A 13,382-nucleotide genomic window follows, 5' to 3' on the forward strand; every position below is an offset into this window, starting at 1 on the left:
CTATTGATTACTTTTTTCTATTTCAAAACCTACATCGGTGACACCTTGAAGGCTTTCCACCCCGTTTACACTACCATTTCTGCGCATGGCATGAGACAAGCTCAAATTATATACGCCAGAAGTAGGAAAAACGATGTTCTCCTTGTACCATAATTTGTTTTCCTTGATACTACCGTAGCCTTTTCCTAACCAAGTACCGTCTGGTAGTGCCATTTCATACTCCAAGGTATCCTTTACCGTTTCTCCGGACGGAAATTCCAATTCCGCAATAAGGAACAGGTTGTTATAAGGAAAGGATGCATCATTGCGTACCGTTATGAACATATGGTGTTTTTGTACGGTATCTATTTCTGAAAAGGAAAATTGATAGATGCTGTCCTTGTTCCAAGTCCCATTTTGAGTGGCTTGAAATTCTGATTTCACCAAATTTTCATTGCAAGAAAAAAGCAAGGCTATAAAAAGTGCGCCCCAATATTTACTCATTTTTCTGTTGCCTTTTGTTATTGTTCCTGCGTTTCTTTTGGTTTGGCCTACCGCTTTTGGGCCGGTTGTTATTTGGTTGCTTATCCTTTGTTTGTTTTTTAGCATTCCCACGGGACCTTGTTTTGGTGTCTCCATTTTTGCTTTTGGTCTTATTGCGGTTGCGCTTCCTGTTTCTTGACTTTTTAGGCCTATCAAAACGTGTTAAGCTATCTTGCCCCACTACATTTTCAAAAACGGTCTCCTTTTCTTCATTAACGAAGTTTTCCGTGGTATATTCCTCTAAACTTGCAACTTTTTCCTTTTTCTTATTCTTCTCCAATATTTCCTGTACTTGCCCTTTGTTCAGAACATGCCAATTGGAAGGGTCATCCTTGTAAGAGAACCACAAAAGTTCTTTGAAAATATCTGTCTTTTGGCAGAATGCAAGCCCTTTCTCAGTAAACAATTTTGTGTCGGAGGCGGGAAAATCCTTTAGTGCCTCTAAATACATATCAAGCTCGTAATTTAGACAGCATTTTAGCTTACCGCATTGACCGGCCAGTTTTTGGGGGTTCAAAGATAATTGCTGGTAACGGGCAGCGGATGTGGAAACGGATCTGAAATCCGTTAGCCAAGTGGAGCAACAAAGTTCCCGTCCACAAGAACCTATTCCGCCCAGTCTCTGGGCTTCTTGACGGTAACCTATTTGGCGCATCTCTATACGAATGCCAAAGGCCTTGGCCATGTCCTTGATCAACTGCCTAAAATCTACTCTTTCCTCTGCGGTGTAATAAAAGGTGGCTTTAGAACCATCGCCTTGAAATTCCACATCGGAAATTTTCATTTGCAGCTTAAGAATGATGGCTATTTCCCTGGCACGTTTTTTAATCTCCTCTTCACGGTCCCGGCATTTTTGCCATTTATCTATATCATTTTGAGTCGCTTTACGGTAGATTTTAGGAATGGTCTTATCCTTGAAATCCACTTTCTTGCGCTTCATCTGTACCTTGACCAGCTCACCAACTAAGGTAACCATACCAATATCATGACCTGATTGGGCTTGAGTGGCAATTACATCACCAATGGAGAGGGTTAAGTTCTCCGTATTCCTAAAAAATTCTTTTCTGCTATTCTTAAAGCGTACTTCCACACAATCAAAAGGTTTTTCACCCCCAGGAAGTGACATATTGGAAAGCCAATCAAAGACCGTTAATTTATTACAACCATCGGTACCACAAGTTCCGTTGTTCTTGCATCCACGAGGTTGTCCGTCCTTTGCGGTCGAACAACTGCTACAGCCCATATTTTATATCTTGATCCCTAAACTAGGTGATACTCACCTTATTGGGATTGGGTTCATACTAATCTTAAACGTAAAGGTAATGAAATTTTGATGCGATGTAAAGCGAACAATTTTACCTGCCTCTTATTGCTTGAACTTCAATACTTCCGATCGTCCTTTTTTGAATATCTTATTGCTTGCACCCTTACCCTTTCTAAGCTTTTTCTGTTCTTCATAGGGTAACGCATTTACTTTTTTGCAATCATCGCTACAGCAATTGTCCATTTGGGCAGCGCATTCATCACATTGTATAAAAAGAAGGTGGCACGCTTCATTGGCACAGTTTACATGCGTATCACAGGGTTTACCACATTGATGGCAATTGGAAATAATATCGTCCGATATACGTTCGCTACGCCTGTGGTCAAACACAAAATTTTTACCCAAGAACTTGTTTTCCAAATTTTTGTTCTGTACTTGGCGAGTATAGTCTATAATGCCGCCTTCTAACTGATATACCTGTTTAAAACCTTTATGCTTATAATAGGCACTGGCTTTTTCACAACGAATACCTCCCGTACAGTACATAACCAGTTTTTTATCCTCCTTATGTTCCGATAAATCTTGTTCAATGATATCAAGCGAATCGCGAAAAGTATCTACATCTGGCGTAATGGCATTCTTAAAATGCCCTATCTCACTTTCGTAATGATTCCGCATGTCTACCAAGATGGTATCCGGGTCTTCTATAAGTTCGTTGAATTTTTCGGCACCCACATGAACACCCTTGTTGGTAACATCAAAAGTAGCATCGTTAAGACCATCTGCCACTATTTTATGTCTCACCTTTACCTTCAGTTTTAAAAAGGACATGTTATCCTGTTCAATGGCAATGTTAAGCCTAACATTTTCCAAAAATGAAATGCTGTCCAGATGTTCTTTAAAAGCTTCAAAATTTTCTGCCGGAACGGAAAGTTGAGCGTTGATACCCTCATTGGCCACGTAAATTCTACCTAAAACATCCAATTCATTCCAAGTGATGAAAAGATGGTTCCTAAAAATCTTGGGGTTGCCTATATGTGCATATTTATAGAAAGAGATAGTAAGGCGTTCTTGCCCCGCCTCTTCAATAAGGGCGGCTCTCTCCCTTGCACTTAAAGTGTTGTACAGTTGCATGCTATACCTACGTTTTAAGTTAAAAAAGGATACTTAATTTTTTTGCAAAACTACGTAAAATAGAGGGTATACCAATAAAAAAAGAGCCCTGATGGACTATCAAGGCTCTTCAATGGCCATTCCCTTGACTCTTTTTCATAGCAGTCTTTAAAAAACACTAAAGAGGAATTGGCCTGTGTTGCCCTCCATATATAGCTATCCGGAGGATGATGTTTGAGTTAGTTCCCGATAAATCGGATGTCGTGTTTCTATAAAGATACCGTTTCACATAAAAGGTTGCGTCTCTGGAAGAAAAAAGTCGATTTCTTTTTAGACATGATGGTCGTCGCATCTAGTAAAGTCTATAAACAATGACCCTTTCAAAAAACTTATAAACATTTGAAGTTCAAACATCCTAAGTTGGGTCAAAAACCAATTTTAGCAACTGGTATTGTGCAAAAGAAATGGTAATTTAGCAATCCTAATTTTGAAAAATATGAGCTCGGAAAAAGACGCCAAACTTAAGGCACTAAAATTAACGTTAGACAAACTAGATAAAACATACGGAAAAGGCGCGGTCATGAAAATGGGTGATAGCGTGGTAGAAGATGTAGATGTAATCCCTTCCGGCTCCCTAGGTCTAGACATTGCCTTAGGGGTAGGTGGTTATCCCCGTGGCCGGATCATTGAGATTTACGGTCCAGAATCCTCCGGTAAAACTACACTTACCTTGCATGCCATGGCAGAAGCACAAAAAAAGGGAGGTATTGCCGCCTTTATTGATGCAGAACATGCTTTTGACCGTTTTTATGCGCAAAAATTAGGAGTTGACATAGACAATCTTATTATCTCTCAACCTGATAATGGTGAGCAAGCTTTGGAAATTGCGGATAACCTTATACGTTCAGGTGCCATTGATATTGTGATTATCGACTCCGTTGCCGCCCTTACCCCAAAAAGTGAAATAGAAGGTGAAATGGGAGATTCCAAGATGGGGCTTCACGCTAGATTAATGTCCCAAGCGTTGCGTAAACTAACGGCGTCTATCAGCAAAACCCATTGTACCGTAATTTTCATTAACCAATTAAGAGAAAAAATCGGGGTGATGTTCGGAAATCCGGAGACTACCACTGGTGGTAACGCCTTAAAGTTTTATGCATCGGTTAGATTGGACATTAGGCGATCTACCCAGATAAAAAATACCGATGGGGATGTTCAAGGTAACAAAACCCGCGTAAAAGTGGTTAAAAATAAGGTGGCACCACCCTTCCGTACCACAGAATTTGATATCATGTATGGCGAAGGGATATCAAAAGTAGGTGAAATCATAGACCTTGGAGTACAATATGAGATTGTAAAGAAGAGTGGTTCATGGTTTAGCTACGGAGACACCAAACTAGGCCAGGGCCGTGATGCCGTTAAATCGCTTCTTTTAGATAACCCTGAATTATTTGAAGAGCTAGATGGTAAGATCAGGGACGCCATCAACGTACTTTCTGAATAATACAGTATCATAGTTTTATATATCGCTTGTTTTGGGTTGAAGAGTTAAATATTGCCTAAAACAAGCGATTTTCATTTCAACCCTTCCCTAGGAACGCAACCCTTACGTCTCTTTCTCATCTTATGAAAAAAAATTGACGTAATTATGAAGCGATTGTTTTATCTAGTATCTTCGATAGCTGTCGCATTTGCAATTGGATCATGTAGTTTGGACGATGATGGAGCCAATTTTCATTACACCCCCTTGCAAATTGTGAACGCACAAGTTCCGGATACCTTTGAATTTGGAAGAGTCTACACCATTAATGTTGACCTGTTAAGACCTAATGACTGTACCTTGGCAGATAGGTTTGATGTTAGACCCTCTACCACAGACTCTACCAATGTAAGAACGGTATCTCATATAGGTATTGAACTCGAAAAGGATGAATGTGCAGAAATTGCCGAGGAAATTAGGGATTCTTTTCAGTTTGAAGTCATCTATACAGACCCCTATGTGTTTAAATTTTATTCAGGGGACGATGCAGACGGCAATCCTGAATTCATAGAATTAAATGTGCCGGTAAAGTAATTTAGCTTAAACCTTACTAAATCTGACCAAAATTTGAGTCTGGACGAACTCATAAAAAACTGTAAAAAGGGAAATAGGCAGGCACAAGAACAGTTATACCGAAAATACTCTCCGGTATTATTTGCGATATGCCTTAAATATTCCCGAAATAAAATCGAGGCAGAAGACAATCTGCACGACAGTTTTATGGTCATTTTTGACAAAATAGACCAGTTTAAATCCAAAGGCTCTTTTGAGGGTTGGTTAAAGAGAATAACAGTAAATACGGTATTACAAAAATACCGAAAGGAAGAATATATGACTGTGGTTACGGACAGTACCGAGTCCGAAACTGAAATAGATAGTGGTTATGCAGATATTAGTTTGAATACCCTTTTGGGTTACATTCAAGATTTGCCCCATAAATATCGGTTAACATTTAACCTGTACGTTCTGGACGGCCATACACATAAAGAAATTGGAGAAATGCTGGGAACATCAGCCGGCACATCCAAATCCAACCTGGCCAGGGCAAGACAGATATTAAAAGACCGAATAGAAACAACACAGAATAAAGCCATAATTGGGCTACTGCTTTTTTTCATTCTGGAAATATAGCCTTAACCCAATTAGAAAACATCAAAAGACTAAGAACACCGTACCTAAGACATTAAAAATGAGTAAAAAAAACCTTGACAGCCTCTACCAAGAGAAGTTCAAGGGCTTTAAGGAAGTACCAGATGAAGCGGTCTGGCAAAAAATTGAAGCATCTTTGGACAAAAGAACTAAAAAACAAGTAATTCCACTATGGTGGAAACTTGGCGGTATTGCCGCTGCCTTAATTTTAGGCTTTTTAGTATTTAGACCCTCTTCTATCACTTCGGATACTACACCTACTGTCACAAGCACAAAAGGGGAGCCCAATAATTCAGAAAATGAAAACCAAATTAACACCAACCAAGAAATAAATACTGCCGTAGTTGAAGGAAATACTGATCGAGATGGAGAAAGGACAGGAACCAATGACCTAAAAGAGAAGATTTCGACGTCTTCTGGCCCAACCGATCACAATAAAATTCAGAAAAGCATAGCCCCCAATATTGAGGAAGGTATAGCTACTGGTTCAACTATTTCGAAAAATCGCAATACGGAAAATGATGCAGACACTCATTTTCAGCCAAAAAAACAGGAATATTTTGATGTTAGCTCTGCCAAGCTCGCCAATAATTTGGGGCACGAAAATTCGGCTCTAGAAGACAACTTAGATTCTAAAAATGAGAAGTCTTTAGAGAATCAAAATTCAGACAACTCGGAGTTCAGTGGATCTAACATAAAGAACAATGCACTCGCTTTTGAAAAGACCGAGGAATCAGAACCAAGTGCCCAAGATGAAGAATCTAAAATATCCATTATAGACGCCATCGCGGAACAAGACGAAGAGGATATTGAGGTTGCTGAATCTACCCGTGGACGTTGGAGTGTAGGTCCCAGTGTGGCCCCCGTTTATTTTGATGCGGTTGGAGAAGGTTCGCCCATACATTCTGCATTTAATCAAAACACGAAATCAGGAAATACCAACTTGAGTTACGGTGTTTCCGTAGCGTACCAAGTGAACAAAAAGTTCAAGGTGCGCTCCGGAATCCATAAAGTTAATTTTGGGTACGATACGGATGATGTTGCTTTTGCCTCTTCCTTAGATGCTTCAAGCTCCAAGAAAATATCAAACATAAATTATAGTCAATCTGCAAAGAACATCATCGTAAATAGTGAAACGGCTACTTTTTCCAGTCTTTCTTCCCCATTGGAAGAATTGGCAATGGAGGTTAGGGATGCCAACGACTTTTCCAGAACAGGTGCCATGGCTCAACAATTGGGCTATCTAGAAGTTCCTTTGGAATTGGATTATTCGCTTATTGACAGAAAATTTGGCCTTAATCTAGTAGGTGGCTTCAGCTCCCTATTTCTACTTGACAATTCGGTTACGCTTACCTCCGGAGATTTAACTACGGAAGTGGGGGAAGCCAACAATATCAACGAGGTTAACTTTAGCACCAACGTTGGTTTTGGGGTCAATTACAAATTTACACCCATGATTCAATTGAACGTTGAACCTGTTTTCAAATACCAATTGAACACTTTTTCTGAAGTTTCAGGTGATTTTAGGCCTTTTAGTGTTGGTGTCTATAGTGGACTCAACTTTAAGTTTTAAGTCTAGGTACTAAATGGAATTGTCTATGGTAACCTAAATAAATTGGTGTATTTTGCTTCATGTCGATCATTAGCCAACCAACGTACTAATCGTTCATGAAGCATAAATACCAAATTTTTAAGGCCGTTGCACATCATGCAAGTTTTACCAAAGCTGCAGAACAACTTTTTATTTCGCAACCTGCCGTGTCCAAGGCCATCCGAAGTATTGAAGAGGAATACAAAACCACGTTTTTCCTTCGGAAACGAAACTCCATAGAACTTACCGAAAACGGCCAAGCTTTCTTAGTTTACGTTAATCGTATCCTTGAACTCCTTTCCGAAGTTGAAAATCAGTTTTTACATCAACAGGAGAGCGTTCCGAGTCTTATCAATTTTGGCGCCAGTACTACAATTGCAAATCATGTAGTACCAGAAATAATCGCCAAATTTAGGAAGCAACATCCGCAAACGACATTTGAAATAAAAAGTGAAAACTCAGAGGAAATTGAGCAACTCATTTTAAATCAGCAAATCGACTTTGGAATTACCGAAGGAAAGAATACCCACAAGAAATTACAATATCATAAATTTATTAAAGACGAAATTGTATTGGTTACCGGGACAAATAACACCCGGTATAAACAAAATTCCGTTTCCATTGATAGGCTAGCCAAACTTCCACTGGTAGAGAGGGAAATCGGCTCGGGCACGCGTGATATTATATATGACAAACTAAAAGAAACTTCCATCAAAAGACTGAATACTCTTGTGACCCTCAGCAGCACGGAAGCTATTAAAAACTATCTCTACCATTCAAATACCTTTGCCCTCCTTTCCATTCATGCCGTTTCCAACGATTTGCTTTTAAACAAACTTAAAGTAGTAGAAATAAAGAATTTCACGATTGACAGGTGGTTTTACTTCGTTTCCAGAACCGGTTATCAATCAGTTGTGATGGATTATTTTGAAAAATTTGCAAGAAACAACTATAACTTTTAGTTATTTCAAATATTAAAATAGATTCCAAATAAATAATACAAACCAGCTAATTTTACCAACAAATTACGTGTTATGAAGTTGGTATTCAAAAGGTTTGCTTTCATTGCGTTGGCCATTCTTATTTCAACAGGATGGGTTAGCAGTCCCATTGCCCTGTTAGTAGGATTCGGCTTCACCCTTCTTTTTGACAACCCCTTTAAAAGCTTTTGTCATAAATCAATTCAATTATTGCTAAAGGTATCGGTGGTAGGGCTCGGTTTCGGAATGTTCATTGACGAAACGCTTGAAGCGGGTAAAGAAGGGTTTTTATTAACATTTCTTTCCATTCTACTTACCGTCAGTTTAGGTTTTTTATTGACTAAGTTACTTGGTTTAGACAAAAAACTGGGACACCTGATCACCTCTGGTACCTCCATATGTGGTGGCAGTGCCATTGCCGCTATTTCTCCCGTAATCAATGCGCGAAGCAAAGCCATCAGCATAGCCTTGGCCGTGGTTTTTCTACTCAACTCCATAGCCTTGTTCGTCTTTCCAGCTGTAGGACATTTTTTTGGACTGAACCAACATCAGTTCGGTCTCTGGTGCGCAGTTGCTATTCATGACACCAGCTCGGTAGTGGGCGCAGCCTTGGAATATGGCGACGAAGCCCTGCAGGTGGCCACAACGGTAAAACTTTCAAGAATGTTATGGATTTTGCCCTTATCCGTGCTATCTATGTTCATCTTTAAGGCGAAGGGCGAAAAGATTAAGGCTCCTTATTTTATTTTATTTTTTATAGGTGCCATCATCATTAACAATTACCATTTACTTCCTCAACCTCTTACGGAAACCTTGGTTATCACATCCAAACATCTGTTGTTGCTGACGCTGTATTTGGTAGGTTCAACTATATCCATTTCAGAACTGAAGCAGACTGGCTTCAGGCCTTTGGTTCTGGCATCAAGCCTTTGGATTTTCATTTCGGTACTCTCCTTGAGTTTTATTTTATACCAACTTGTATAAAAAAGAAAGAGTGGTGCAGTGCACCACTCTTTTACCATTAGAAATCACTCTAAATGGCTATTTTAAATCGTATCGATCTAAATTCATCACCTTGTTCCAAGCCGCAACAAAGTCGTTGACAAATTTCTCTTGCCCATCTTCACAGGCATACACCTCAGCAATAGCCCTTAATTCGGAGTTGGAACCAAAAATCAAATCCACCCTAGTTCCTGTATAAACTACGTCACTCGAACCCCTTTTTGAAGCTTCAAAAACGGTTTCATTGCCTGAAGTATCCTTCCATTCCAAATCAAGATCTAAAAGATTTGCGAAGAAATCATTGGTTAAAACCCCTGGCTTATCTGTGAATACACCATGTTTGGAACCATCGTAATTGGTACCCAAAACACGCATTCCACCAAGTAATACGGTCATTTCCGGTGCTGTCAAGGTCATTAATTGCGCCTTATCAACTAACAATTCCTCGGTAGAAACATTGAATTTGTTCCTAACGTAATTTCTAAATCCATCGGCTCTAGGCTCTAAGGCCTCAAAAGCTTCGGCGTCTGTCTGTTCTTCCGTAGCATCGGTACGACCTGCACTAAAAGGAACGGTCACCGCGTTTCCGGCAGCACCGGCCGCTTTCTCGACTGCAGCACATCCCCCTAAAACAATCAAATCAGCTAAGGAAACCTTTTTGTTTCCCGATTGCGCATCATTAAATTCATTTTGAATTCTTCCCAACGTATCCAGTACTTTTTCTAACTGTTCCGGATTATTGACTTCCCATTTATTTTGAGGTGCCAATCTAACTCTTGCTCCATTAGCACCACCACGTTTATCCGATCCTCTAAAGGTTGAAGCGGACGCCCAAGCAGTTGAAACAAGCTCTGAGACCGATAATCCGGAAGCCAAAATATTCGCTTTCAAATTAGAGACATCGTTATCATCAATTAAATCATGATCCACCGCAGGTACGGGATCTTGCCAAATAAGCTCTTCTTGAGGTACTTCAGGACCTAAGTAACGATCTACAGGCCCCATATCACGGTGCGTTAATTTGAACCAAGCCCTGGAATAGGCATCGGCAAACTCATCAGGATTCTCTAAAAAGTGTCGCGATATTTTTTCATAAGCGGGATCCATTCGTAGGGACATATCGGTCACCAACATAAATGGAGCGTGCTTTTTATCGGGATTGTGGGCATCAGGAACAGTTCCCGCTCCAGCATCGCCCTTGGGCTTGTATTGCCAAGCACCTGCCGGACTTTTGGTTAATTCCCACTCGTAGCCAAACAAATTTTCAAAGTATTTGTGGCTCCATTTCGTAGGGGTATCTGTCCATGCGCCTTCCAAACCACTGGTAATGGTGTGTTCCCCTTTTCCACTTTCAAAGTTATTTTTCCAGCCCATGCTCTGTTCCAGAATTCCGGCACCGGCAGGCTCTGCTTCAACATAATCGTCTGGATTGGCAGCACCATGGGTCTTACCAAAGGTATGGCCACCAGCAATTAAGGCTACCGTTTCATAATCGTTCATGGCCATACGGCCAAAAGTTTCGCGAATGTAATGAGCAGCTTCCACAGGGTCCGGATTGGCATTGTGACCTTCAGGATTCACATAAATGAGCCCCATATGTGCAGCACCTAGAGGGTTTTCCAATTGATTTTCATTGGCATAACGTTCTTTATTACCCAACCATTCACCTTCGGAACCCCAATAAATATCCTCTTCTGGTTGCCAAATATCTTCACGTCCGCCTCCAAAGCCGAACATCTTCAGGCCCATGGATTCGTGAGCACAGTTACCGGCCAAAATCAACAAATCTGCCCAAGAGAGCTTCTTACCATATTTTTTCTTGATAGGCCAAAGTAATAAACGGGCCTTATCTAGATTAGCATTGTCTGGCCAACTGTTCAAAGGAGCAAAACGTTGGGATCCTGAACCTCCACCCCCTCTACCATCTGCAATACGGTAAGTTCCTGCGCTATGCCAGGCCATACGAATGAAAAAGGGACCGTAGTGACCGTAATCTGCAGGCCACCACTCTTTACTATCCGTCATTAAATCATATAGATCTTGCTTAACGGCGGCCAGGTCTAATTTTTTAAATTCTTCCGCATAGTCAAAATCCTTGTCCATAGGGTCGGAAAGGGAAGAATGCTGCCTTAAAATATTCAGGTTTAACTGATTGGGCCACCAATCTTTATTGGTGGTACCGCCTCCAGCAGCTTGATTGAGGCTACCGTTCAAAAACGGGCATTGTGCTGCGTTCGATTCGTTTACGTCCCAAGCTTCACCGTGGGAATTGTTGTTGCTCTCCATGCTAATCGTTTTAAGTTTCCTATAAAATTACCAAAAAACGACTTCGGATAATGACTCTAAAATTTGAATTAAATTATTCCTGTATTGATTTTTCTTATACAAATTGATAATTACCCAAGAAATCACTAATAACTCAAAGAGGTTTTGGACTTGATACCCCTTGTAGCTCTTGGTAAATTATACTTCGCACTTTTTCACGTAATTCAACTTTGTCCTCTTCCTTTAATTTATGAGTCTTAAAGAATTTATGTACCGTAGCTCTAGCAATACCTGGTCCACCGCTAAAAAAGGTAAACGAAAATCTTTTTTTATTATCAAGAAAAGACATGGGCACAACAGGTATTTTATGGGCAATGGCCATTTTAAAAGCGCCATCTTTAAAGTGGTCTAAAATGATAGATTCATCATCGGGCACCCCACCTTCCGGAAAAATACAGATGCTCAACCCTTGGTTCAACCGCCGTTGGGCACGTCTGTAGACTCCCGTTCTGCTTTTGGTATCTTCCCTATCTACCATAATGCACACCCTTTTATAGAAAAAACCGAATATGGGTATTTTCACCAATTCCTTTTTACCAACAAATACAAAAGGATTTTTACTGATGTGCAGCATCAACATGATATCCAACATGCTGGTATGGTTGGCCACCAGCATATAACTGTTTCCTTTTTTTAGGCGTTCTTCCCATTTTACTATCGGAGGGCAGCCCATACCATATAAAATAGGCCGGGCCCAAAGATTTCTTGCCAGCCAAAAGAATTGGGGATACCATTTTTCTGAAAGTGTGGTCAACAGCAAGAACGGAAAAAAAATAATGATGGGAAAAGCTACCAGAATGTAGAACCAGATTCTATAAAGGGTCTGGCCTACTTTTTTGATGAGTGCAAACATGAAATCAAAAATAACAATTTACCCTAGCTTTTTTAGTACTTTCTTTATCTTTGGCCTCTTTGAAACCATTGTCATGCCAAGAATACTAACAGGAATACAAAGTACCGGAACACCACATTTAGGAAATATTTTGGGGGCGATTATGCCGGCTATAAAAATGGCCGAAAAGCCCGAAAATGATTCTTTTCTTTTTATCGCGGATATGCATTCGCTTACACAAATAAAGGATGCTGAATTACTTAAACAAAATACGTATGCCATTGCGGCTACTTGGTTGGCGTTTGGATTGGATATAGACAAAACGGTTTTCTATAGACAAAGTGATGTCCCCCAAGTCACGGAACTAGCGTGGTACCTTAGCTGCTTTTTTCCATACCAGAGATTAACCCTTGCCCATTCCTTTAAGGACAAGGCAGATAGGTTGGAGGATGTTAATGCCGGACTCTTTACCTACCCCATGTTAATGGCTGCCGATATTCTGGCTTACGATGCCGATGTGGTCCCCGTGGGCAAGGACCAACTTCAACATATAGAAATGACCAGGGATGTCGCTTCCCGTTTTCATGCTAAAATGGGTGAAACTTTTGTTATGCCTGAAGGAAAAGTTCACGAACAGACCATGTATGTTCCAGGTACGGACGGGGAAAAAATGAGCAAGAGCCGCGGTAATCTTATCAGCCTTTTTCAGCCGGATAAAAAGCTAAGGAAACAAATCATGGGTATACAAACAGATAGTACCCCCATGGAAGAACCAAAGGACCCTACCAACGACAATGTTTTTGCCCTTTACAAAATTTTGGCTTCCCAAGAACAAATTGAGGAAATGAGCGCCAATTACCTAGCAGGAAATTATGGCTACGGACATGCAAAACAAGCGCTTTATGAGGTAATTGTGGACAAGTTTGCCGATGCCCGCGAAAAATACGAGTACTATACCAACCATTTGGAAGAGGTAGACGCTGCACTTGAAGTTGGAGCTACAAAGGCGAGAAAAGTGGCAAATGATGTTATTTCCCGAGTTAGGGCAAAAGTTGGGTATTAAA

Annotated in this window: 12 protein-coding genes; 7 read left to right on the top strand and 5 right to left on the bottom strand. The window is 40.4% G+C overall.

The window, feature by feature from the left end; translation table 11 throughout:
- From BIZ36_RS03195 to trhO, 3 genes are all read right to left on the bottom strand, one after another.
- Positions 1-483: a gliding motility lipoprotein GldH gene (locus BIZ36_RS03195; protein WP_187456422.1), complete on the bottom strand. Its 483-nt coding sequence runs from the start codon at positions 481-483 to the stop codon at positions 1-3.
- Positions 476-1,765 carry a PSP1 domain-containing protein gene (locus tag BIZ36_RS03200; RefSeq protein ID WP_187456423.1) on the bottom strand — a complete coding sequence of 430 codons (1,290 nt, stop codon included), beginning with the start codon at positions 1,763-1,765 and terminating at the stop codon, positions 476-478. The genes BIZ36_RS03195 and BIZ36_RS03200 overlap by 8 nt, the downstream gene beginning before the upstream one ends.
- A 123-nt stretch (positions 1,766-1,888) precedes the next feature.
- The gene (trhO, locus tag BIZ36_RS03205; RefSeq protein ID WP_187456424.1) at positions 1,889-2,920 is read right to left on the bottom strand and encodes an oxygen-dependent tRNA uridine(34) hydroxylase TrhO; all 1,032 of its coding nucleotides are present in this window, start codon (positions 2,918-2,920) and stop codon (positions 1,889-1,891) included.
- Positions 2,921-3,395: 475 nt separating this feature from the next.
- Here trhO and recA point away from each other — a divergent pair, with 475 nt between their 5' ends.
- The 6 genes from recA to BIZ36_RS03235 all read left to right on the top strand — a co-directional run bounded on the left by recA (position 3,396) and on the right by BIZ36_RS03235 (position 9,143).
- On the top strand, positions 3,396-4,403 hold the full coding sequence (gene recA / locus BIZ36_RS03210) for a recombinase RecA (RefSeq protein ID WP_187456425.1): 1,008 nt from the start codon (positions 3,396-3,398) through the stop codon (positions 4,401-4,403).
- 144 nt (positions 4,404-4,547) lie between these two features.
- Entirely contained in the window at positions 4,548-4,973 is a 426-nt protein-coding gene (locus tag BIZ36_RS03215) for a hypothetical protein (protein ID WP_187456426.1), read from the top strand.
- 33 nt (positions 4,974-5,006) lie between these two features.
- Positions 5,007-5,570 (top strand): RNA polymerase sigma factor, encoded by a 564-nt coding sequence (locus tag BIZ36_RS03220; RefSeq protein ID WP_187456427.1) that lies wholly within the window; start codon positions 5,007-5,009, stop codon positions 5,568-5,570.
- A gap of 58 nt (positions 5,571-5,628) precedes the next feature.
- Positions 5,629-7,161, top strand: coding sequence for an outer membrane beta-barrel protein (locus tag BIZ36_RS03225; RefSeq protein WP_187456428.1), 1,533 nt, complete (start codon positions 5,629-5,631; stop codon positions 7,159-7,161).
- A gap of 95 nt (positions 7,162-7,256) precedes the next feature.
- On the top strand, positions 7,257-8,141 hold the full coding sequence (locus BIZ36_RS03230; RefSeq protein WP_187456429.1) for a LysR substrate-binding domain-containing protein: 885 nt from the start codon (positions 7,257-7,259) through the stop codon (positions 8,139-8,141).
- A gap of 72 nt (positions 8,142-8,213) precedes the next feature.
- Positions 8,214-9,143, top strand: a complete 930-nt coding sequence (locus BIZ36_RS03235; RefSeq protein WP_187456430.1) for a YeiH family protein — start codon at positions 8,214-8,216, stop codon at positions 9,141-9,143.
- 57 nt (positions 9,144-9,200) lie between these two features.
- Here BIZ36_RS03235 and katG read toward each other — a convergent pair whose 3' ends face one another.
- Both katG and BIZ36_RS03245 read right to left on the bottom strand, forming a co-directional pair.
- Positions 9,201-11,447: a catalase/peroxidase HPI gene (gene katG, locus BIZ36_RS03240; RefSeq protein ID WP_187456431.1), complete on the bottom strand. Its 2,247-nt coding sequence runs from the start codon at positions 11,445-11,447 to the stop codon at positions 9,201-9,203.
- Between the two features lie 133 nt (positions 11,448-11,580).
- A complete protein-coding gene (locus BIZ36_RS03245; protein WP_187456432.1) occupies positions 11,581-12,339 on the bottom strand; it encodes a lysophospholipid acyltransferase family protein in 759 nt (252 codons plus the stop codon).
- 73 nt (positions 12,340-12,412) lie between these two features.
- Here BIZ36_RS03245 and trpS point away from each other — a divergent pair, with 73 nt between their 5' ends.
- Positions 12,413-13,381 (top strand): tryptophan--tRNA ligase, encoded by a 969-nt coding sequence (gene trpS, locus BIZ36_RS03250; RefSeq protein ID WP_187456433.1) that lies wholly within the window; start codon positions 12,413-12,415, stop codon positions 13,379-13,381.
- Position 13,382: the final 1 nt, after the last annotated feature.

The sequence above is a fragment of the Cytophaga sp. FL35 genome, from assembly GCF_014349235.1.
Lineage (GTDB): Bacteria > Bacteroidota > Bacteroidia > Flavobacteriales > Flavobacteriaceae > Euzebyella.

Excerpts from the sequence above, each read along its gene's own strand:
- BIZ36_RS03195 (WP_187456422.1), bottom strand. The coding sequence starts at position 483 with ATGAGTAAATATTGGGGCGCACTTTTTATAGCCTTGCTTTTTTCTTGC.
- BIZ36_RS03200 (WP_187456423.1), bottom strand. The coding sequence starts at position 1,765 with ATGGGCTGTAGCAGTTGTTCGACCGCAAAGGACGGACAACCTCGTGGA.
- trhO (WP_187456424.1), bottom strand. The coding sequence starts at position 2,920 with ATGCAACTGTACAACACTTTAAGTGCAAGGGAGAGAGCCGCCCTTATT.
- recA (WP_187456425.1), top strand. The coding sequence starts at position 3,396 with ATGAGCTCGGAAAAAGACGCCAAACTTAAGGCACTAAAATTAACGTTA.
- BIZ36_RS03215 (WP_187456426.1), top strand. The coding sequence starts at position 4,548 with ATGAAGCGATTGTTTTATCTAGTATCTTCGATAGCTGTCGCATTTGCA.
- BIZ36_RS03225 (WP_187456428.1), top strand. The coding sequence starts at position 5,629 with ATGAGTAAAAAAAACCTTGACAGCCTCTACCAAGAGAAGTTCAAGGGC.
- BIZ36_RS03230 (WP_187456429.1), top strand. The coding sequence starts at position 7,257 with ATGAAGCATAAATACCAAATTTTTAAGGCCGTTGCACATCATGCAAGT.
- BIZ36_RS03235 (WP_187456430.1), top strand. The coding sequence starts at position 8,214 with ATGAAGTTGGTATTCAAAAGGTTTGCTTTCATTGCGTTGGCCATTCTT.
- katG (WP_187456431.1), bottom strand. The coding sequence starts at position 11,447 with ATGGAGAGCAACAACAATTCCCACGGTGAAGCTTGGGACGTAAACGAA.
- BIZ36_RS03245 (WP_187456432.1), bottom strand. The coding sequence starts at position 12,339 with ATGTTTGCACTCATCAAAAAAGTAGGCCAGACCCTTTATAGAATCTGG.
- trpS (WP_187456433.1), top strand. The coding sequence starts at position 12,413 with ATGCCAAGAATACTAACAGGAATACAAAGTACCGGAACACCACATTTA.